Origin of the sequence: Streptomyces marokkonensis (genome assembly GCF_008312835.1) — a bacterium.
Taxonomy (GTDB): Bacteria; Actinomycetota; Actinomycetes; order Streptomycetales; family Streptomycetaceae; genus Streptomyces; species Streptomyces marokkonensis_A.
Map to the genome: position 1 here is coordinate 1 of NZ_VSKS01000011.1, position 18,668 is coordinate 18,668.

The 18,668-nt window shown below is 73.2% G+C and carries 20 protein-coding genes and 1 pseudogene; 10 read left to right on the forward strand and 11 right to left on the reverse strand.

All coding sequences use genetic code 11. The annotated features are described in order from the left end of the window. A pseudogene (locus F1615_RS19685) lies at positions 1 to 279 on the reverse strand (hypothetical protein); the annotation flags it as partial. A gap of 262 nt (positions 280 to 541) precedes the next feature. Here F1615_RS19685 and F1615_RS19690 point away from each other — a divergent pair. The 3 genes from F1615_RS19690 to F1615_RS19700 all read left to right on the forward strand — a co-directional run bounded on the left by F1615_RS19690 (position 542) and on the right by F1615_RS19700 (position 3,514). Continuing rightward, positions 542 to 1,705, forward strand: coding sequence for an MFS transporter (locus F1615_RS19690; RefSeq protein WP_149550329.1), 1,164 nt, complete (start codon positions 542 to 544; stop codon positions 1,703 to 1,705). A 136-nt stretch (positions 1,706 to 1,841) separates the two neighbouring features. After that, positions 1,842 to 2,732, forward strand: coding sequence for an SDR family oxidoreductase (locus tag F1615_RS19695; protein ID WP_149550330.1), 891 nt, complete (start codon positions 1,842 to 1,844; stop codon positions 2,730 to 2,732). Positions 2,733 to 2,779: 47 nt separating this feature from the next. Next, positions 2,780 to 3,514: a maleylpyruvate isomerase family mycothiol-dependent enzyme gene (locus F1615_RS19700; RefSeq protein WP_149550331.1), complete on the forward strand. Its 735-nt coding sequence runs from the start codon at positions 2,780 to 2,782 to the stop codon at positions 3,512 to 3,514. Positions 3,515 to 3,529: 15 nt separating this feature from the next. Here F1615_RS19700 and F1615_RS19705 read toward each other — a convergent pair whose 3' ends face one another. Then, the gene (locus F1615_RS19705) at positions 3,530 to 3,922 is read right to left on the reverse strand and encodes a MarR family winged helix-turn-helix transcriptional regulator (protein WP_149550332.1); all 393 of its coding nucleotides are present in this window, start codon (positions 3,920 to 3,922) and stop codon (positions 3,530 to 3,532) included. An 86-nt stretch (positions 3,923 to 4,008) separates the two neighbouring features. On the opposite strand from F1615_RS19705, the gene F1615_RS19710 reads away from it, so the two are divergent. Together F1615_RS19710 and F1615_RS19715 are read left to right on the forward strand one after the other, a co-directional pair. Continuing rightward, complete coding sequence (locus F1615_RS19710; RefSeq protein ID WP_149550333.1) at positions 4,009 to 5,493, forward strand: MFS transporter; 1,485 nt, start codon at positions 4,009 to 4,011, stop codon at positions 5,491 to 5,493. A gap of 102 nt (positions 5,494 to 5,595) precedes the next feature. Beyond that, entirely contained in the window at positions 5,596 to 5,877 is a 282-nt protein-coding gene (locus F1615_RS19715) for a DUF6332 family protein (RefSeq protein WP_149550334.1), read from the forward strand. Here F1615_RS19715 and F1615_RS19720 read toward each other — a convergent pair. Both F1615_RS19720 and F1615_RS19725 read right to left on the reverse strand, forming a co-directional pair. Beyond that, positions 5,838 to 6,497, reverse strand: a complete 660-nt coding sequence (locus tag F1615_RS19720) for a response regulator (protein WP_149550565.1) — start codon at positions 6,495 to 6,497, stop codon at positions 5,838 to 5,840. The two genes, F1615_RS19715 and F1615_RS19720, sit on opposite strands and share 40 nt — an antisense overlap. A 253-nt stretch (positions 6,498 to 6,750) precedes the next feature. Further along, positions 6,751 to 7,491, reverse strand: a complete 741-nt coding sequence (locus tag F1615_RS19725; protein ID WP_149550335.1) for a TetR/AcrR family transcriptional regulator — start codon at positions 7,489 to 7,491, stop codon at positions 6,751 to 6,753. Between the two features lie 206 nt (positions 7,492 to 7,697). Here F1615_RS19725 and F1615_RS19730 point away from each other — a divergent pair, with 206 nt between their 5' ends. Next, positions 7,698 to 8,147 (forward strand): nitroreductase family deazaflavin-dependent oxidoreductase, encoded by a 450-nt coding sequence (locus tag F1615_RS19730; RefSeq protein ID WP_149550336.1) that lies wholly within the window; start codon positions 7,698 to 7,700, stop codon positions 8,145 to 8,147. Here F1615_RS19730 and F1615_RS19735 read toward each other — a convergent pair. Then, a complete protein-coding gene (locus F1615_RS19735; protein ID WP_149550337.1) occupies positions 8,137 to 9,369 on the reverse strand; it encodes a geranylgeranyl reductase family protein in 1,233 nt (410 codons plus the stop codon). The two genes, F1615_RS19730 and F1615_RS19735, sit on opposite strands and share 11 nt — an antisense overlap. A gap of 193 nt (positions 9,370 to 9,562) precedes the next feature. Here F1615_RS19735 and F1615_RS19740 point away from each other — a divergent pair, with 193 nt between their 5' ends. Both F1615_RS19740 and F1615_RS19745 read left to right on the forward strand, forming a co-directional pair. Next, positions 9,563 to 10,924 (forward strand): dipeptidase, encoded by a 1,362-nt coding sequence (locus tag F1615_RS19740; RefSeq protein WP_149550338.1) that lies wholly within the window; start codon positions 9,563 to 9,565, stop codon positions 10,922 to 10,924. Positions 10,925 to 10,998: 74 nt separating this feature from the next. Next, positions 10,999 to 11,766, forward strand: coding sequence for an MBL fold metallo-hydrolase (locus F1615_RS19745; protein ID WP_149550339.1), 768 nt, complete (start codon positions 10,999 to 11,001; stop codon positions 11,764 to 11,766). Between the two features lie 9 nt (positions 11,767 to 11,775). Here F1615_RS19745 and F1615_RS19750 read toward each other — a convergent pair whose 3' ends face one another. The 3 genes from F1615_RS19750 to F1615_RS19760 form a co-directional block, all read right to left on the reverse strand. Next, on the reverse strand, positions 11,776 to 12,816 hold the full coding sequence (locus tag F1615_RS19750) for an NUDIX hydrolase (protein ID WP_149550340.1): 1,041 nt from the start codon (positions 12,814 to 12,816) through the stop codon (positions 11,776 to 11,778). Between the two features lie 145 nt (positions 12,817 to 12,961). Next, positions 12,962 to 13,150: a hypothetical protein gene (locus tag F1615_RS19755; RefSeq protein WP_149550341.1), complete on the reverse strand. Its 189-nt coding sequence runs from the start codon at positions 13,148 to 13,150 to the stop codon at positions 12,962 to 12,964. Positions 13,151 to 13,248: 98 nt separating this feature from the next. After that, entirely contained in the window at positions 13,249 to 14,202 is a 954-nt protein-coding gene (locus tag F1615_RS19760; RefSeq protein ID WP_149550342.1) for an ROK family protein, read from the reverse strand. Between the two features lie 223 nt (positions 14,203 to 14,425). On the opposite strand from F1615_RS19760, the gene F1615_RS19765 reads away from it, so the two are divergent. Together F1615_RS19765 and F1615_RS19770 are read left to right on the forward strand one after the other, a co-directional pair. Continuing rightward, positions 14,426 to 15,502, forward strand: a complete 1,077-nt coding sequence (locus F1615_RS19765; RefSeq protein ID WP_167533801.1) for a LacI family DNA-binding transcriptional regulator — start codon at positions 14,426 to 14,428, stop codon at positions 15,500 to 15,502. 7 nt (positions 15,503 to 15,509) lie between these two features. Beyond that, positions 15,510 to 16,268 (forward strand): hypothetical protein, encoded by a 759-nt coding sequence (locus F1615_RS19770; RefSeq protein WP_149550343.1) that lies wholly within the window; start codon positions 15,510 to 15,512, stop codon positions 16,266 to 16,268. Here the strand turns inward: F1615_RS19770 and F1615_RS19775 are convergent. The 3 genes from F1615_RS19775 to F1615_RS19785 are packed head-to-tail and all read right to left on the reverse strand — an operon-like array spanning position 16,259 to position 18,666. Beyond that, a complete protein-coding gene (locus F1615_RS19775) occupies positions 16,259 to 17,884 on the reverse strand; it encodes a serine/threonine-protein kinase (protein WP_149550344.1) in 1,626 nt (541 codons plus the stop codon). The genes F1615_RS19770 and F1615_RS19775 overlap by 10 nt on opposite strands. Before the next feature lie 45 nt (positions 17,885 to 17,929). Further along, a complete protein-coding gene (locus F1615_RS19780) occupies positions 17,930 to 18,169 on the reverse strand; it encodes a helix-turn-helix domain-containing protein (RefSeq protein ID WP_149550345.1) in 240 nt (79 codons plus the stop codon). After that, on the reverse strand, positions 18,169 to 18,666 hold the full coding sequence (locus F1615_RS19785) for a DUF2975 domain-containing protein (RefSeq protein ID WP_149550346.1): 498 nt from the start codon (positions 18,664 to 18,666) through the stop codon (positions 18,169 to 18,171). The genes F1615_RS19780 and F1615_RS19785 overlap by 1 nt, the downstream gene beginning before the upstream one ends. Positions 18,667 to 18,668: the final 2 nt, after the last annotated feature.

The window sequence follows — 18,668 nt, forward strand, 5'->3', positions numbered from 1 at the left end:
CGGCTTGCCGTACTCCTCCTCCTTCTTGTCGTCCTTGCCCTCCTTCTCCCAGTCCTTCTCGCCCACGGCGGCCAGGGCGCCACCGCCCGTGTGCATCCCGCCGTGCGGCTTGCCGTACTTGTCTTCCTTCTTGTCGTCCTTGCTCTCCTTGTCCTGCTCCTTGCTGTAGGAAGAGGTGTCGTTACCGTCCCCGGCGTGGTCGGCGTAGGCCACGGGCGCGGCGATGGCGAGGGCCGCCGTGGCCGTCGCGGTGGCGAGCACCATGCGGGCAGAGCGCATTTGAGAGTCCTTCCGCTGGAGCCCGGGCAGCTGACTCCTCGTCAGCACGGACGTCCCGATCTCCGGCATGATCCACGCTCAGTCATGCCACCCGGTCCCACCATCCGGGACGTTCACACGGGTTAACCCCACCACCCCTGCGGCGGCACCGGGCCGTGTGCCCACCACCCCCGCCCCTCCTCGGGGCTCCCTTGCCCCTGGTCCGATCGCCACCTAGCCTGACTTTGTGCCGCAGATAAACAAAACCCGAACGCACAGCGCTGTGCCGGGTACCGACCTCGTCCGCCTCCGTCTCGCCCTGACCGCCTTCTTCGCCCTCGACGGCTTCGTCTTCGCCGGCTGGGTCGTGCGCATCCCGGCCATCAAGGAGCAGACCGGCGCCTCCTCGAGCACCCTGGGCCTGGCCCTGCTCGGCGTCTCCGCCGGGGCCGTCGTCACCATGGTGCTCACCGGCCGGCTGTGCCGCCGGTACGGCAGCCACCTCGTCACCGTCGTCTGCGCGGTGGTCCTCTGTCTCAGCGTGGGCCTGCCTCCGCTGACCCATTCCGCCGCCGCGCTCGGCACCGTACTCCTGCTGTTCGGCGCGGCCTACGGCGGGATCAACGTCGCCTTCAACAGCGCCGCCGTCGATCTGGTGGCCGCGCTGGGGCGGCCCATCATGCCCAGCTTCCACGCCGCGTTCAGTCTGGGAGGCATGATCGGGGCCGGGCTGGGCGCGCTGGTCGCCGGGTCGCTGTCGCCGACCCGGCACCTGTGGGGACTCGCCGTCCTCGGCCTGCTGGTGACCGCGGTCGCGGGGCGGGCCCTGATGCGGTGCGAGCCGCTCACCCCGGCGGACGGCGGACGGCCCGAGCGGCCGGCCCCGCGCCGGCTGGACCGGCGCACCCGCGCCCTGGTGATCGTCTTCGGTCTCATCGCGCTGTGCACCGCGTACGGCGAAGGGGCACTGGCCGACTGGGGGGCGCTCCATCTCGAGGAGGACCTCGACGCCTCGCCGGGCGCGGCCGCGGTCGGTTACACCCTCTTCGCGCTCGCCATGACGATCGGGCGGCTCAGCGGTACGACGCTCCTCGAACGGCTGGGCCGGACCCGTACCGTCCTCGCGGGCGGCTCCACCGCGGCGGCCGGAATGCTGCTCGGCGCACTCGCCCCGTCCCTGTGGGCGGCCCTGCTCGGCTACGCGGTCACCGGCCTCGGTCTCGCGAACCTCTTCCCCGTGGCCATCGAACGGGCGGGCGCCCTCGCGGGCCCCAGCGGCGTGGCGACCGCTTCCACCCTGGGCTACGGCGGCATGCTCCTCGGCCCGCCCGCGATCGGCTTCATGGCGGACTGGTTCAGCCTCCCGGCAGCGCTGACCAGCGTGGCGGTGCTGGCCGCGGTGGCGACCGTCATCGGCTTCGCGACCCGCCACGCGCGCGCGGGCTGACTCCGTACGGCGCCCCTGCCGTCCGGGGGCTGCGCGGCGGACCGGATCGGACGTGCCGTGTCGGGGTACCCGGGCGTCGGCGTCGGCCTGCCCTTCCGTCGGCGGGCGCCGACCGCGTGACCGCCCCACCACGGAAATGGGAGAGACCGTGACCGAACAGCGCAATCCCGTCGAGCAGCATCCGACCCCCGACTTCCCCTCCCAGGACCAGCCGCATCCCGGCTGGACCGGCCCCATGGACCCGCCGCCGGACCACGGCGAGGACTCCTACCGGGGCAGCGGCCGGCTGACGGACCGCACGGCCGTGATCACCGGCGGGGACTCGGGGATCGGCCGGGCGGTCGCCCTGGCGTTCGCCCGTGAGGGTGCCGACGTGGTGTTCACGTACCTGGACAGCGAGAAGGACGACGCCGCCGAGACGGCGCGGTGGGTGGAGGAGGCCGGCCGGCGCGCGGTGCCCGTCGCGTGCGACGTACGGGACGAGGAGAACTGCCGGGCGCTGATCGACCGCGCGGTGTCGGAGTTCGGCCGGATCGACATCCTGGTGAACAACGCGGCGTACCAGATGTCGCAGCCCGACGGCATCGAGGCGATCTCCACCGAGCAGTTCGACCGCGTGCTGCGGACCAACCTGTACGGCATGTTCTGGCTGTGCAAGATGGCCCTGCCGCACATGCGGGAGGGCGGCAGCATCATCAACTCGGCTTCCGTGCAGGCGTACAAGCCGAGCCCGCACCTGCTGGACTACGCGACCACGAAGGGTGCCATCGTCACGTTCACCCAGGGGCTTGCGCAGATGGTCATCGAGCGTGGCATCCGCGTCAACGCCGTCGCGCCGGGCCCCGTGTGGACACCGCTGATCCCGGCCACGCTGCCGGACACCGCGGAGTTCGGCAAGCAGGCGCCCATCGGCCGGCCGGCCCAGCCCTCCGAGATGGCCCCGGCGTACGTCTTCCTCGCCTCCCAGGAGGCGTCGTACATCACCGCCGAGATCGTCAACGCGACGGGCGGAACCCCGCTGCCGTAGGTCCGGCGGGTCCCGTGGCGGGCCGCCCGTACGGCAGAATCCTCCTCGTGGACACCTCCCGGTTCGTGGACATCCTGGAGACGGAAGGCCGGTTGCTGGCCGACGCGGCGGAGGAGGCGGGGACGACCGCCTCCGTCCCGTCCTGCCCGGGGTGGCGGGTGCGCGACCTGCTCCGGCACACCGGAGTGGTGCACCGGTGGGCCGCCGCCTTCGTCTCCGACGGGCACCTGGCGCCCCGTCCGATGGGTGAACTTCCGGAGCTGGACGGCCCCGGGCTCGTGGCCTGGTACCGCGCCGGTCACCGCTTGCTGGTGGACACGCTGGCCGGTGCCGCGCCCGGCGTGGAATGCTTCACCTTCCTGCCGGGCCCGCCCTCCGCCCTCGCCTTCTGGGCCCGCCGCCAGGCGCACGAGACGGCCGTCCACCGGTTCGACGCGGAGTCGGCCCGTGGTGGCACCCCGGCGCCCGTCGCCACGGATTTCGCGGTCGACGGCATCGACGAACTGCTGCGCGGCTTCCACGCGCGGCGCAGGAGCCGGGTGCGCAGCGGGACGCCGCGGGTCCTGCGGGTGCGCACCACCGACACGGACGCGGTGTGGACCGTGCGGCTGTCCCAGCAGCCGCCCGTGACGACGCGGGACGCGGCCGGGGAGGCGGAGTGCGAACTGGCGGGACCGGCCGGGGAGTTGTATCTCGCCCTGTGGAACCGGCTGCCGGTTCCGGCGGTGTCGGGCGATCAGGAACTCGCGGCGCTCTGGCGCGACACGTCCGCCGTCGTCTGACGCTGGCCCCGACGCTCAGTCCTCGGAGAGCATCCGGGCCAGCACCGCGCGCTGCACCGGCAGCGCCTCGCCGTGCAGCGCGCGCCCCTTCGCCGTGAGCGACACCCGCACCCCCCGCCGGTCCTCCGGGCACATCCCGCGCTCGAGCAGGCCCTCCTTCTCCAGCCGGGCGATCAGCCGGGACAGCGCGCTCTGACTCAGATGGACACGCTCGGAGATCTCCTGGACGCGGTAGGAGCAGCCACCCGTCCCGGAACGTCGCGCGAGGATGTCCAGGACCTCGAAGTCGCTGGCGCACAGGCCGTGTTCCTGCAGTGCGCGATCGATCTCGCACTGGGTGCGCGCATGCAGCGCGAGTACATCCCGCCACCGTTCCACGAGCGCCTGTTCGGCCTGCTTCGCCGCCATGGGCGCACCGTAGCAGAGTAGGCACTTCATTGCACCAGAATTAAATGCGCTTGCATTCGATGCATGCACATGCAAGTCTCCCGGGCATGACCTCTCCGCTCACCACCCCTGTGCCCGACGGGCGCTGGACCCCCCGGTTGTGGGGCACTCTGCTGGTGCTCTGCGCCGCGATGTTCCTGGACGCCCTGGACGTGTCCATGGTCGGTGTCGCCCTGCCGTCGATCGGTGCCGACCTCGGCCTGTCCACCTCGTCGCTGCAGTGGATCGTCAGCGGCTACATCCTGGGCTACGGCGGACTGCTGCTGCTCGGCGGACGAGCGGCCGATCTGCTGGGCCGGCGCCGGGTCTTCCTGGTGGCCCTGGGCGTCTTCGCGGTCGCCTCGCTGCTCGGCGGAATCGTGGACTCGGGCCCGCTGCTGATCGCCAGCCGGTTCGTGAAGGGCCTGAGCGCGGCCTTCACCGCCCCCGCCGGCCTGTCCATCATCACCACCACGTTCCCCGAGGGTCCGCTGCGCAACCGGGCCCTGTCGATCTACACCACCTGCGGCGCCACCGGCTACTCGATGGGCCTGGTCTTCTCCGGGCTGCTCACCGAGGCCAGTTGGCGGCTCACCATGCTGCTGCCCGCGCCCATCGCGCTGATCGCCCTGGTGGCCGGCCTGAAGCTGCTGCCGCGCAGCGCACGCGAACGCGGCCACGGCGGTTACGACATCCCCGGCGCGGTGCTCGGCACGGCCTCGATGCTGCTGCTCGTGTTCACCGTGGTGCAGGCGCCCGAGGCGGGCTGGTCCTCGGCCCGGACGATCCTGTCCTTCGTGGCCGTCGCCGTCCTGCTCGCCGGCTTCGTGGCCGTCGAACGACGCAGCCCGAGCCCGCTGATCCGGCTGGGCGTCCTGCGCTCGGGTCCCCAGGTGCGCGCCCAGCTCGGGGCGCTGACCTTCGTCGGCAGCTACATGGGCTTCCAGTTCCTGGTCACCCTGTACATGCAGCAACTGCTCGGCTGGTCGGCGCTGCACACCGCGCTGGCCTTCCTGCCGGCGGGCGCACTGGTGGCGCTGTCGGCGACCAAGGTCGGCACCGTCATCGACCGGTTCGGCACCGCGCGGCTGATCGTGGTCGGCTTCGTCCTGATGGTCGCCGGGTACGTGCTGTTCCTGCGCATCGACCTCGACCCGGTCTACGCCGCGGTCATCCTGCCGACCATGCTGCTCGTCGGCTCCGGCTTCGCCCTGACCTTCCCCTCGCTCAACGTCCAGGCGACCAACGGCGTCGGCGAACACGAACAGGGCATGGTCTCCGGTCTGCTCAACACCTCGGTGCAGGTGGGCGGGGCGATCTTCCTGGCGGTGGTGACGGCGGTGGTGACCGCGAACTCCCCCGGGAACGGCACCCCGCAGGAGGTCCTCGACAGCTACCGGCCCGGCCTGGCCGTGGTGGCGGTCGTCGCCCTGTCGGGTCTGCTCATCACGCTCACGGGACTGCGCGGCGGCCGCCGCGGGGGCGGGTCCGTGGTCGTGGCCAAGTCCACCGTCCGGGAGACGGAGGCGGAGCGCGTCGGCGCCCGCGACTAGGGGGACCGTCTCCCTCGTGCGCCCGGCGGGTTGCTTGCCTGCCGGGCGCACGCCTGTTTGACTCCAGGAGGCAATGGCTTGAAGTGACCTCGGGGGGCGAGTGTGACGGGACGCGGGGGACGCCGGACTCAGGCCGAGCGGGACGCGGTCACCGTCGAGATCGGGTACGCGCTCTGCAGCGCGTTCTTCGCGGCGGTGGTCGTGCTGGGCGCCGTGGCGGGGCCGGCGCTGCTCTTCGAACTGCCGGACGTCGTCGAGGCGTCATCGGTCCGCGGCGGACTGGCGCTCGCCGCGGCCCTGTTCGTCGTCCGCACGGTCGCCGTGCTGGTTCGCTTCCGACGGGCTCAGCCGAGCCGGCCGGGCCGTACCAGCCCCGACTCATAGGCCAGGACGACCAGGGCTTGGTCACGGGCACCCAGCTTCACCATGGTGCGGCTGACGTGGGGCTTGGCCGTGAGCGGGCTGACGACCAGGCGGCGGGCGATCTCCTCGTTGGACGGGCCGATCCCGACCAGCGCCATGACCTCCCGCTCCCGCTCGGTGAGCCCGGCCAGGGCGCGGGCGGCGGCCGGTTCCCTGGAACAGGCCGCGAACTCGGCGACCAGCCGGCGGGTCACCCCGGGCGACAGCAGCGCGTCACCGTCGGCCTCCGCCCGCACCGCGCGCAGCAGTTCCTCCGGCTCGGTGTCCTTGACCAGGAAGCCCGAGGCGCCCGAGCGGATCGCCTCGAAGACGTACTCGTCCAGCTCGAAGGTGGTGAGCATGACCACCTTCACCTCCCCCAGCTCCGCGTCCCGCGTCACGCGGCGGGTGGCGGCGAGGCCGTCGAGCGCGGGCATGCGGATGTCCATCAGCACCACGTCGGGCCGCAGTTCGCGGATCAGGCGCACGGCCTCCTCGCCGTCGGGCGCCTCCCCCGCCACCTCGATGTCCGGCTGCGCGTCCAGCAGCGCGCGGAAGCCCGCCCGGACCAGTGACTGGTCGTCGGCGAGCAGTACGCGGATCGCGGGCTCCCGGCACCCCCGTCGTCGCCCGTGCGGGCGCCGTCGCGTCCGTCGGCCCAGCGGCTCCACCCGGGCGGGCCGTGCCGCCACCACCGGGGCGGCCGCCCGCGGCACCACCGCCCCGGCGGACCGCCGGCGCGTCCCCGCTGCTCGTCCATGTCCGCCACGCCAGACGCCGCGCGCCCCGGGCGGCGTCAGCCGGGCGTGGTGATCACACGTACTCCCCGTGGAGTACGCCCGGCCGCCCGGTCCCCTACGACGTCCGGGCCGCGGGCGTGCCCGGGCGGGGCGCCGGACCCTGCTGCGGGTGGACCAGACCCACCGTGTGCCCCAGTTGCCCCGCCATGTGGCGGAAGAACGTGTCGCGGTCCTCCACGACCCGGTTGAACTGCCCGAAGAGCTCGAACCCGATCAGCCCGAACAACTGGGCCCAGGTGGCGACCAGGGTCGCCACCACCTCGGGAGGCAGATCGGGGGCGATGTCGGCGGCCATGCGCACGGCCTCGGGCTTCAGCTCGGGCGGCAGCGTGGGTTCGGCGAGGCCGGGACCCCGCTGCGCGTCGCGCAGGATGCCGATGAAGACGGCGACGGCGCGTTCGGCGGCCGGGACGGTCGTGGCGGGCGCGGTGTAGCCGGGCACCGGCGTGCCGTAGATGAGCGCGTACTCGTGCGGATGCCCGAGCGCCCAGGCGCGCACGCCCTCGCACACGGCGGTCCAGCGCTGGACGGGCCCCACGCCGGCTGCCGCGTCACGGGCCGCTTCGGCCGCCTCGCCGAGGGACTCGTAGGAGTCGATGATGAGGGCGGTGAGCAGGTCGTCGCGGCTAGGGAAGTAACGGTAGAGCGCGGAGGAGGCCATGCCGAGCTCGCGGGCGACGGCCCGCAGGGAGAGCTTGGCGGCACCTTCCTCCGCCAGCTGTCTGCGGGCCTCTTCCTTGATGGCCGCGGTCACTTCGATCCTGGCCCGGGCGCGGGCGCCGTGTGTGCTGCTCATGGGAGGAGTGTTCCACGAAACAGAGCACTGCACACAAACGCAAGCACTGTCCGCAAACGCGAGCACCGCTCTTGCTTTAGAGCACCCGTCTCGGGCAGACTGGCACCGATGAGCGAGAGCACCGCTCACAAAAGTGAGCGTCGATCTAGAAACGGGTCGGTGCTCACACCAGCGAGCACCGTCCACCCACACCCATGGGGGTCCCCATGTCCACGCACGTCCGGAAACCCGGCTGGTTCACCGTCAACGTCCTCAACCGACTCGTCGCATGGCTGACCCGCCGGGGAGTGAGCGTCTGGGGCTCCCGCGTCCTCGCCGTCCGCGGCCGCAAGAGCGGCCAGTGGCGGACGACCCCGGTCAATCTCCTCACCGTCGACGGCGAGCGGTACCTCGTGGCGCCGCGCGGCCACGTCCAGTGGACCCAGAACATGCGCGCGGCCGGCGGCGGCGAACTGCGTCTCGGCAAGAACGTCGAGGTCTTCACCGCAGCCGAGGTCGCCGACGACGACAAGCCGCCGCTGCTGCGCGCCTACCTCAAGCGGTGGAAGGCGGAGGTCGGGGTCTTCTTCAACGGAGTCGGCCCCGCCTCCTCCGACGACGAACTGCGCCGCATCGCCCCCGACCACCCGGTCTTCCGGATCACCGTCAGGAGCTGACGTCGTCCCCCGCGGGGCGCCGGTCCAGCGCCAGCAGGGCGCGGTGGGCCATCGGGTGGGTGCGGACCAGTTCGCCGAGCGACGTCGAGCCCTGAGTGATGTCCTTGAACGCCTTCCAGGCCGGGCGGAAACCGGTGAGAACCGCGTGGAACACCCCGGGACGCCGCTCGAACGCCGCCAGCATCCGCTTGCCGACGCTCATCTCCACGCCGAGTCCCGCCTTGACGGCGAAGGCGTAGTTCAGCGCCTGCCGGCGCGTGTCCACGGCGTCGTGGGCCTCGGCGATGCGCACCGCCCACTCCCCCGCCAGCCGTCCCGACCGCAGTGCGAAGGAGATGCCCTCGCGGGTCCACGGCTCCAGCAGCCCGGCCGCGTCCCCGCAGACCAGCACCCGGCCGCGCGACAGCGGCGAGTCGTCGGCGCGGCAGCGGGTCAGGTGGCCGGAGGAGATGCTCGGTTCGAAGCCGGCGAGGCCCAGCCGCCCGATGAAGTCCTCCAAGTACCGCTTGGTCGCGGCGCCTTCACCCCGCCGTGAGATCACGCCGACGGTCAGCGTGTCGCCCTTGGGGAAGACCCAGCCGTAACTGCCCGGCATGGGACCCCAGTCGATGAGCACCCGTCCCTTCCAGTCCTCCGCGACCGTCTCCGGCACCGGGATCTCCGCCTCCAGTCCCAGGTCGACCTGGTCGACCTTGACCCCGACGTGCGCTCCTATGCGGCCCGCGCTGCCGTCCGCACCGACCACGGCCCGCGCCAGGACCGTCTCGCCGCCCTGCAGGACGACGGCGACCGTGCGCCGGTCCGGAACGGCCGATCCGTGCTGCTCGACCCGCTGCACCGCGACCGAGGTGCGCAGTTCGGCGCCCGCCTTCTGCGCGTGCTCCACGAGTTGCTGGTCGAACTCGGGCCGGTTGATCAGCCCGAACAGCATCTGGCGGGAACGACGGGTGCGGCTGAAGCGGCCGTTGCTGGAGAACGTCACCGCGTGCACCCGGTCCTTCAGCGGAAGCTCGAAGCCCGGCGGGAGCGAGTCGCGCGAGGGGCCGATGATGCCGCCGCCGCACGTTTTGTAGCGGGGCAGCTCCGCCTTCTCCAGCAACAGCACGCGCCGCCCCGCGACCGCCGCCGCGTAGGCGGCCGAGGCCCCCGCGGGTCCCGCGCCCACCACGACGACGTCCCACACCTGCCGCACGTCGTCCGCCGAAGAGTTCTCGCTGCTCACGATGGTCTACTGCTCCCGATCCAGCCGCCTGCCACTCTGTCCTCCCGCATCCTACGGCGGCGATCGACTGGGGCCACTGTGGGAGGATCGGCGGCGTAAGTGCCCCGTACACGGGTCCTCACGCACACCGCACGATCTTCTCGTACGGAGAAGTACGCAGAAGTACAACGTCGCACCCACAAGGAGCGTGCCCATGTCGTCGAATCCTGTCGCCGCGACCGTCGCCTCGCTGATGCCCAGGGCGAAGGAGGAGCTCACCGAGCTGGTGGCCTTCAAGTCGGTGGCGGACTTCGGCCAGTTCCCGCGCAGCGAGAGCGAGGGCGCCGCCCGCTGGATCGCCGGCGCGCTGACCGCCGAGGGCTTCCAGGACGTGGCCCTGCTGGACACCCCGGACGGCACGCAGTCGGTGTACGGCTACCTGCCCGGCCCCGAGGGCGCCAGGACGGTACTGCTCTACGCGCACTACGACGTGCAGCCGCCGCTGGACGAGTCCGGCTGGACCACGCCGCCCTTCGAGCTGACCGAGCGGGACGGCCGCTGGTACGGACGCGGGACCGCGGACTGCAAGGGCGGCGTGATCATGCACCTGCTGGCGCTGCGCGCGCTGAAGGCCGACGGCGGCGTCCCGGTGCACGTGAAGGTGATCGTCGAGGGCTCCGAGGAGCAGGGCACCGGCGGCCTGGAGCGGTACGCCGAGGAGCACCCCGACCTGCTGACGGCCGACGCCGTCGTGATCGGCGACGCGGGCAACTTCCGTGCCGGTCTGCCGACGGTCACCTCCACGCTCCGCGGCATGACGCTCGTCCGGGTGCAGATCGACACCCTGGAGGGCAACCTCCACTCCGGCCAGTTCGGCGGGGCCGCGCCGGACTCGCTGGCCGCACTCGTGCGCGTACTGGACTCGCTGCGCGCCGAGGACGGCAGCACGACCGTCGACGGGCTGACCGGTGACGGTGCCTGGGACGGACTGCGGTACGACGACGAGCAGTTCCGCAAGGACGCGAAGGTGCTCGACGGGGTGGAGCTGATCGGTTCCGGCACGGTCGCCGACCGTATCTGGGCGCGCCCGGCGGTCACCGTGCTCGGGATCGACTGCCCGCCGGTGGCCGGCGCCACGCCGTCCGTCCACGCGAGCGCCCGCGCGCTGATCAGCCTGCGGGTGCCGCCGGGCGTCGACGCGGCCGAGGCGACCGGACTGCTGCGGGCGCACCTGGAGTCCCGCACGCCGTGGGGCGCGCGGGTGAGCACCGAGCAGATCGGTCAGGGACAGGCGTTCCGTGCGGACACGACCAGCCCGGCCTACCGGGCCATGGCCGACGCGATGGCGGCCGCCTACCCGGGGCAGGAGATGAGTTACGCCGGCCAGGGCGGCTCGATCCCGCTGTGCAACACCCTCGCCGCCCTCTACCCGAAGGCGGAGATCCTGCTCATCGGCCTGAGCGAGCCGGAGGCCCGGATCCACGCGGTGAACGAGAGCGTGTCCCCGGACGAACTGGAGCGGCTGTCGGTCGCCGAGGCGCTGTTCCTGCGCAATTACGCGTCCGGCGCGAACTGACCGCGGACGGTTCCCCGCTCTGCCGAGGGCAGAGTCCCCGTCCCCGGGCGGGGACTTCGCCCTACGGTCGTCCCATGGACGTCGTCGAACTCCTCCCCCGCCTCCACCTCCTGCGCTTCCCGGTCGGCCAGGCCTACCTCTGGCGGGACGGCCGGGAGGGGCACGAGGAGGAGCTGACGCTGATCGATGCCGGGCCGGCTGGTTCCGGGGCGGCGATCGCCGAGGCCGTGATCGCGCTCGGCCGGCACCCCCGGGACGTACGCCGGGTCGTGCTCACCCACTTCCACGAGGATCACGCGGGCGGGGCGGCCGAGGTGGCGGCGCTGACCGGTGCCGAGGTCCTGGCCCACCGGCTGGACGCGCCGCACGTGCGCGGTGAAGTGCCGGGACCGCCCCCGGTGTTCGAGGACTGGGAGCGGCCCCTGCACGAGCGGGCGGCGCGGCTGCTGCCTCCGGGGGACTTCGAACGTCCGGCGCGGGTCACGGAGTTGTCCGACGGGGACGTCCTCGACGTGGGTGGCGGGGCGCGCGTCGTGCACGTACCGGGACACACGCGGGGCAGTGTCGCGCTGCATCTGCCCCGGTACGGCGTGCTGTTCACCGGTGACACGGTGGCCGCCTCACCCGTGGACGGCACCGTGATGCCGGGTGTGTTCAACCTCGACGGGCGCCGGGTTCTCGCCGCCTGCCACCGGCTGGCCGCTCTCGACGCGGAGGTGGCCTGCTTCGGCCACGGCGAGCCGGTGACCGGGCGCGCGGCCCGGGCGCTGCGTGCGGCGGCCGAACGGGCGGGCGCGGCCGCGGCGGAGGCCGACGGAGCGGGCCGGGCCCCGGGCGACTGATCCGCGGGCTCACCCGACCGGCACTCCGGCCTCCAGGTACATGGCCTTGCCGCGTTCCCGTGCCCGCAGCGCCCTGCGCAGCCGTTCGTAGCGGACCGGTGGCAGCAGTTCGGCGGCCTCGGCCTCGGAGACGAAACGCCAGTCGCGCAGTTCCGGTCCGGGCAGCAGCAGTGCTCCGGCCTCCGCGGAGTCGAGCCGCCCGCCGTCGAAGAGCAGCCGCAGTCCCCCGAACCCGGGCGGCGCGGGCGGCTCCCAGTCGACGACGAGCAGCGCCGGTACGTCGTCGAGGCGGATCCCGGTCTCCTCGGCCACCTCGCGCATCCCCGCACGCGCGGGGGCCTCACCGCGTTCGACGACTCCGCCCGGGAACTCCCAGCCCGCCTTGTAGGTCGGGTCGACGAGCAGCACGCGGTCCTGCTCGTCGAAGAGCAGGACCCCGGCGGCGACCGTCTCGGCGGTGGGCTCGGGCGTCTGCACGATGTCACAGGCGGGAAGCGCCCCGCTGCCCACGGCCTCCGCGATCCGCAGGGCGGCGTCGTACGGGGTGAGGGCCGTGCTGTCGACCGGGTAGGCGTCCGCGGTGAGCCACGCGGCGAGGGCCGCCTTGTACGGCTCGATGTGGTCGTACGCCCACTGCCTGACGCGTATCTCCCCGTCGGGGAGGTCCGCGGGGACCTCACGGGCGGCTATTCGCTGCCGCAGGATCGTTTCCGCCGGAGCGAGGAGGACGTGCCTGACCGGAATCCGGCGGGCGGCGAGCCCTCCGAAGATCTCGTCGCGGTACTCCTGGCGCAGCAGGGTCATGGGGACCACGAGGGTCCCGCCGAGCTCGGCGAGCATCGCGGCCGCCGTGTCGATCACGAGTCGTCGCCAGATCGGGACGTCCTGGAAGTCGCCGACCTCGGCGAGGCGCTTGGGCGGTAGCAGCTTCTCCAGCGCTCCGCCGATGACCTCGGGGTCGAAGAGCGTGCTGTTCGGGATCAGCTCGATCAGTTCACGCGCGGTGGTGGTCTTCCCCGCACCGAACGCGCCGTTGATCCAGACGATCACGGTTCCCCCTCTTCTGTTGGCCCCCTGTGGCTTGCCCGCTCCACCCTGCCACGGAAACCGGCTCCCGTTGAGACCGCATGGGAGCGGCGCCGGTGCCCCTCCCGTCGAGGGGCACCGGCGCCGTACGGCTCCGTCGTGGGACGCGTCAGCCGTTGTCCCGGTCGACGTCCAGGGCCAGGGTGTTGTCCTCGGCGACGGTCCGGTCGAGGGTGCTGAGGGTGTCGTCGATCTCGAGCCCGCCGATGCTCTCACCGAGCGCGTGCGACGGGGTGACGGCCGCGACGACGAACCCGGTGGCGAGGGAGGCGATGGCCAGCATGCTGCGCTTCTTCATATCCGGCTCAACTACTCGGACCGCCCCGGGGTCACGCCCTTTTCGGAAAGGGTGCCGGAAGCTCCCGGACGCGGCTCCCCGCCGGCCGGGCCGCGCTCTCACACCCCGGCGACCGCCGGGTCCGTCCGGCTGACCAGCGCCGCCGCGGCGGCGCCCACCAGGCCCGCGTCGGTGCCCATCTGCGCGGGGGCCACCGCGAGGCGCTGGACGAAGGACAGGGTGGCGTACTCGGTGAGGGCCCTGCGCAGGGGGGCGAAGAGGACCTCACCCGCCTTGCCCACGCCGCCGCCGATCACGGCTATGTCGATCTCCACGAGGGTCGCGGTGGCCGCGATGCCGGCGGCCAGCGCCCTGGCCGCCCGCTCGAAGGACGCCACGGCCACCGGGTCCCCGGCGCGGGCGGCCTCCGCCACCGCGGCGGCGGAGGTGTCGCCGTCCACGCCGGGCCGCCAGCCGTTCTCCAGGGCACGGCGGGCGATGTTGGGCCCGCTCGCGATCCGCTCCACGCAACCGCGCGAGCCGCACGGGCACAGGTCTCCGTCGAGGTCCACGCTGATGTGGCCGATGTGGCCGGCGTTGCCGGTGGGCCCGGGGTGAAGCCGGCCCCCGAGCACCAGGCCGCCGCCGACCCCGGTGGAGACGACCATGCACAGGGCGTTGTCGTGGCCGCGGGCCGCGCCCTGCCAGTGTTCGGCGGCCGTGATCGCCACACCGTCGCCGATCAGTTCCACGGGCAGCCCCCCGGCCGCGTCCCGGACCCGGGCGACCAGCGGGTAGTCGCGCCAGCCCGGTACGTTCACCGGGCTCACCGTGCCGGCGGAGGCGTCCACCGGGCCGGCGCTGCCGATGCCCACGGCGCCCGCGCGCCGCCACAGCGGGGACACGGTGAGCTCGCCGATCACCGCCTCGACCGCACACATCACGGTCTCACCGTCCTCACGCGCGGGCGTCGGCCGCTGGGCACGGAGAAGGATCCGTCCCCGGCGGTCCACCAGAGCGCCGGCGATCTTGGTGCCGCCGATGTCGAGCGCGGCCACGAGGTCGGTGTGCATCAGTGTCGGATCTCCCCGTCAAACATGGAAAAACATCTGAAAGCGCTGAGAACGACCATGCGCGACCAGGAGGCGACACATGGAGCACGAGCGGCGGCCCCGTCGTGCGGCGATGTGCGGGCCGGAGTGTGCGAGGGACAGTGTCTACGAGGCTGACAACGTTGTCCAGGCTCTATGCTCGACGCCACATCCTCATACAACCCCATGGACCCACGCATCCCCCGTGGCCGACAGGACAGGACACCGCACCGTGCCGGAGACGACCCGCCGCACCGACCGCTTCCCAGGGACCCGTTACGGCAACCGTCCCACCATGAAGGACGTGGCGGCCCGCGCCGGGGTGGGGCTCAAGACGGTCTCCCGGGTGGTCAACGGCGAACCCGGGGTCACCGCCGAGACGGAGCGCCGCGTCCAGGAGGCGATCGAGGCGCTCGGCTTCCGCCGCAACGACAGCGCCCGGGTGCTGCGCAAGGGCCGCACCGCCAGCATCGGCCTGGTCCTGGAGGATCTCGCGGACCCCTTCTACGGGCCGCTGAGCCGGGCGGTGGAGGAGGTGGCGCGCGCGCACGGCGCGCTGCTGATCAACGGCTCGAGCGCGGAGGACGCCGACCGTGAGCAGGAACTTGTGCTGGCGCTGTGCGCCCGGCGGGTGGACGGGCTGGTGGTGATCCCGGCCGGCGACGACCACCGCTATCTGGAACCGGAGATCAAGGCGGGCGTGGCCACCGTGTTCGTGGACCGCCCTGCCGGGCACATCGACGCGGACGTCGTCGTGTCGGACAACTACGGCGGGGCCCACGACGGCGTCAGCCACCTGATCGCGCACGGACACCGCCGGATCGGCTTCATCGGTGACATGCCCCGTATCCACACCGCCGCCGAGCGGCTGCGCGGGTACCGGACGGCCATGGAGGACGCGGGCATACCGGTGGCGGACTCATGGATGTCGCTGGGCGTCACCGACCCCGAGCGGGTCCGCCGGGCGGCCCGGGAGATGCTCTCCGGGCCCGAGCCGGTCACCGCGATCTTCACGGGCAACAACCGGGTGACGGTCACCGTGATCCGGGTGCTGGCCGAGCACACCCGCCCGGTCGCCCTGGTCGGTTTCGACGACATCGAACTCGCCGATCTGCTCCAGCCGGGCGTCACCGTCGTCGCCCAGGACGCGGCGGCGCTCGGCCGGACCGCGGCCGAGCGGCTGTTCCGTCAGCTGGACGGCACCCTGCTCGCCCCGGAGCGCATCGAGCTGCCGACCCGGCTGATCACCCGCGGCTCCGGGGAACTGCCGCCGGCGGACTGAGCGGGCGGTGCCGGTGGAGGAGGACCGCTCGCTGCGGGCCCTGGGGCTGGACGAGGCGCCGCGCACGCATCCGCTGCTGTATCCGGGAGCCTGGCCGAGGGAGTCGGGGCTGCTCGACGGGCACCGGCTGCTGCCGCTGGACCGCCTGGTGTACGAGGACCGCGTACCGGTGCTCGCGGTCGGTTCCAACGCCTGCCCGGGGCAGCTGCGGCACAAGATGGCCGAATCCGGGATCATCACGGCGCTGCCGATGGTGCGGGCCCGGGTGACGGGCGTCGGCATCGGCGTCTCGGCGCACGTCAGCCGCATGGGCTACGTGTCCCACTCGCCGGTCGCCGCCCCGGGAGCGGTGCGGGAGCTGTTCGTCCTCTGGCTGGACGCCCGGCAGGTCGCGGTGATCGACGCGAGCGAGGGCGTGCCGCGCCCGGACGGCAACTTCCGGCGCGCCTGGCTGCCCGCGCCCGACGTGCGGATCGAGCTCGCCGACGGCTCGGTGCTGCCCGGCGCGTACGCGTACGTCAACCGTCACGGCGTGCTGCACGACGGTGCCGGCGCCCCGCGCGGCCATCCGGGCCAGCGGCCGCTGCTCACCGACCTGCTCGCGAACGTACCCGGTATGCGGGAGCTGTTCGGCGCCTCGCCCGAGGAGTTCTGCGCGCGGGCCCGCGCCGACCGGGGGCTGTGCGCGCGGGGCACACGGCTGTTCGCCGAGGAGAAGATGGTGACCGTCTGCGGCCTGGAGCGGTACGTCGGGTCTCAGCAGTAGGGAAGCCCGGGCACCGGTGCGTCGTTGGCGCCGCCCCTGATGTAGACGTCGCTGACCCAGACATCGGTGTTGCCGCTGTCGTCGTCGGTCCTGGCCCACCAGATGTTGGTCCACTCGCCCCGGGTCTCACGGCGGCCCAGGTTCTGCTGGCAGTAGAAGTAGTTGGTGCCCGCTTCGAGGGTGCCGACCTCGGTGCCGGAGGCGGTGTGGGACGTGGCGGTGCGCCAGACGTCGCAGTTGTACCTGCCGCCGCCGATGGGGTGGCAGACCGGGGCCTCCCCGGACGCGCCGTCGTCCGGGGTCTTCGCCGGGGCGCTCGCGGCGGGACCGTCGGTCGCGGCGTCGCCGGTCCCGTCCTTCCCGCCGGGCTTCTCCGTGCCGGCTCCGGGGCCCGGGAGACGGCCGGTGTCCCCGTCGCCCGCCGTGGAGAGGGAGGCCGGGGCGCCGGCGCGGGCGTCCGCCCGCCTGTCGTCCGGGGAGCCCAGTACGGCGGCCGTGACCCCGGCCGTGACGAGGACGACGATGACGGCCCCCGTGGCGAGCAGTGCGCGGCGCCTGCGGCGGGATGCCGAGGGGGTGCCCGGGGCGCCGGTGGACGGAGAGGCCGTGGACGGGGAGGCGGCGTCGGGGACCGTGCGCCCGGCGGCATCCACGGCGCCTGATCCCGGGCCCGCGGCCTCCGGCGGCACCGCGGGGACGCCGGGCACCGTCCCGGTCCGTCCGGGTGCGGGAAGGCGCAGCGCGGCCGTCGGGGTGTCCGTGCCGGTGGCGACGGCCTTCAGGAGGTCGCACGCCTCCGCCGCCTCCGGGCGGGACTCGGGCCGCTTGTCCAGCAGCCGCCGGAGGACGGGCGCGAGCGCACCGGCCCGGGGCGACTCGGGGACCGGCTCGGTGACGATGGCGGTGAGGGTCGAGAACGTCGAGGTGCGGCGGAAGGGCGAGGCGCCCTCCACGGCCGCGTACAGCGTGGCGCCCAGGGCCCAGACGTCGGAGGCCGGCCCCGGGACGCCCCCCTGGGCGCGTTCCGGCGCCAGGTAGTCGAGGGAGCCGACGATCTCGCCGCTGCGGGTGAGCCGGGTCGCCGAGCCGTCGCCGGGGTCGTCCATGGCGGCGATGCCGAAGTCGGTGAGCACGACCCGGCCCGAGCGGTCGAGCAGGATGTTGCCGGGCTTGACATCGCGGTGCAGCACGCCGGCCCGGTGCGCCGCGGCCAGCGCGTCCATCACCTCGGCGCCGATTCCGGCGGCCTCGCGCGGATCGAGGGTGCCGCGGTCGCGGAGCACGTCGTCCAGGGACGGTCCGTCGACGAGTTCCATGACGATCAGCGGGCGGCCGTCGGTCTCGGCGATGTCGTGGACGGCGACGACACCGCGATGGCGCACCCGGGCCGCGGCCCGCGCCTCGCGCCGCATGCGCAGTCCCAGGTCCGCCAGTTCGGGGCCGGCCGCGTCGGTGTAGGTCCGCAGTTCCTTGACCGCCACCTCGCGGCCGAGGACCTCGTCGACCGCCTTCCAGACCACGCCCATGCCGCCGCGGCCGAGCCGCGCGGTGACCCGGTAACGGCCGGCCAGCAGCCGCCCGGTTCCGTCCGCCTGTCCGTACTCCCCCGTTGACACCGCTGCCCCGTTCCGTGACGCCACCGACCGTGCGTGGCGTACAGCCTAGGGGGAGCGGACCACCTGCGCGGCCTGGACTTCCTCGGGCACCCAGCGCAGCAGGTCGCCGGGCTGGCATTCGAGCACCTCGCAGAGGGCGGCCAGGGTCGTGAAACGCACCGCCTTGGCGCGGCCGTTCTTGAGCACCGCCAGATTGGCCGGGGTGATGCCGACGCGTTCGGCGAGTTCGCCCACGGACATCTTCCGTCTGGCCAGCATCACGTCGATGTCGACGGCGATCGGCATCAGATCACCTCGGCCAGCTCGGCCCGCATCCGCGACGCCTCGACGTCGCGCGCGACGGCCTGCGCCAGCAGCATCCGCAGGACGAGGACGATGAGCGCGATGCCCAGGACCGCCAGAGCGGCCCCGCCGACCAGGAGCACGATGCCCGGGGCCACGGCCTCGCCGGGCGCCAGGAGCGCCCCGAGCGCGAACACCAGCAGGGCCGCGGCGACGAAGGCGCCGATGACGATGTGCACGTAGCGGAAGGCGGCGTGGGAGAAGACGGTCCCCCGCCGCGCCATCGTCACCAGGCGCCAGACGCAGACGAGGACGGTCTGTGCCGCCAGCACGACGAGGACCACGACCAGGAGGAGCGGGGTGCGCAGGTACGCGTACTCCGCGTCGAGCCCTTCCAGGTCGCCCGCCAGCAGCGGCACCATGACCGCCTGCACCCCCAGCGAACCCGCCAGCAGCGCCACGATCACGGCGCGCAGCGCGAGCACGGTCAGTCGTCCCATCG

Coding starts and splice junctions, on each gene's coding strand:
- F1615_RS19730 (WP_149550336.1), top strand. CDS start 7,698: ATGTCCACGCACGTCCGGAAACCCGGCTGGTTCACCGTCAACGTCCTC.
- F1615_RS19785 (WP_149550346.1), bottom strand. CDS start 18,666: ATGGGACGACTGACCGTGCTCGCGCTGCGCGCCGTGATCGTGGCGCTG.
- F1615_RS19695 (WP_149550330.1), top strand. CDS start 1,842: ATGGGAGAGACCGTGACCGAACAGCGCAATCCCGTCGAGCAGCATCCG.
- F1615_RS19740 (WP_149550338.1), top strand. CDS start 9,563: ATGTCGTCGAATCCTGTCGCCGCGACCGTCGCCTCGCTGATGCCCAGG.
- F1615_RS19760 (WP_149550342.1), bottom strand. CDS start 14,202: ATGCACACCGACCTCGTGGCCGCGCTCGACATCGGCGGCACCAAGATC.
- F1615_RS19705 (WP_149550332.1), bottom strand. CDS start 3,922: ATGGCGGCGAAGCAGGCCGAACAGGCGCTCGTGGAACGGTGGCGGGAT.
- F1615_RS19780 (WP_149550345.1), bottom strand. CDS start 18,169: ATGCCGATCGCCGTCGACATCGACGTGATGCTGGCCAGACGGAAGATG.
- F1615_RS19745 (WP_149550339.1), top strand. CDS start 10,999: ATGGACGTCGTCGAACTCCTCCCCCGCCTCCACCTCCTGCGCTTCCCG.
- F1615_RS19710 (WP_149550333.1), top strand. CDS start 4,009: ATGACCTCTCCGCTCACCACCCCTGTGCCCGACGGGCGCTGGACCCCC.
- F1615_RS19725 (WP_149550335.1), bottom strand. CDS start 7,491: ATGAGCAGCACACACGGCGCCCGCGCCCGGGCCAGGATCGAAGTGACC.
- F1615_RS19755 (WP_149550341.1), bottom strand. CDS start 13,150: ATGAAGAAGCGCAGCATGCTGGCCATCGCCTCCCTCGCCACCGGGTTC.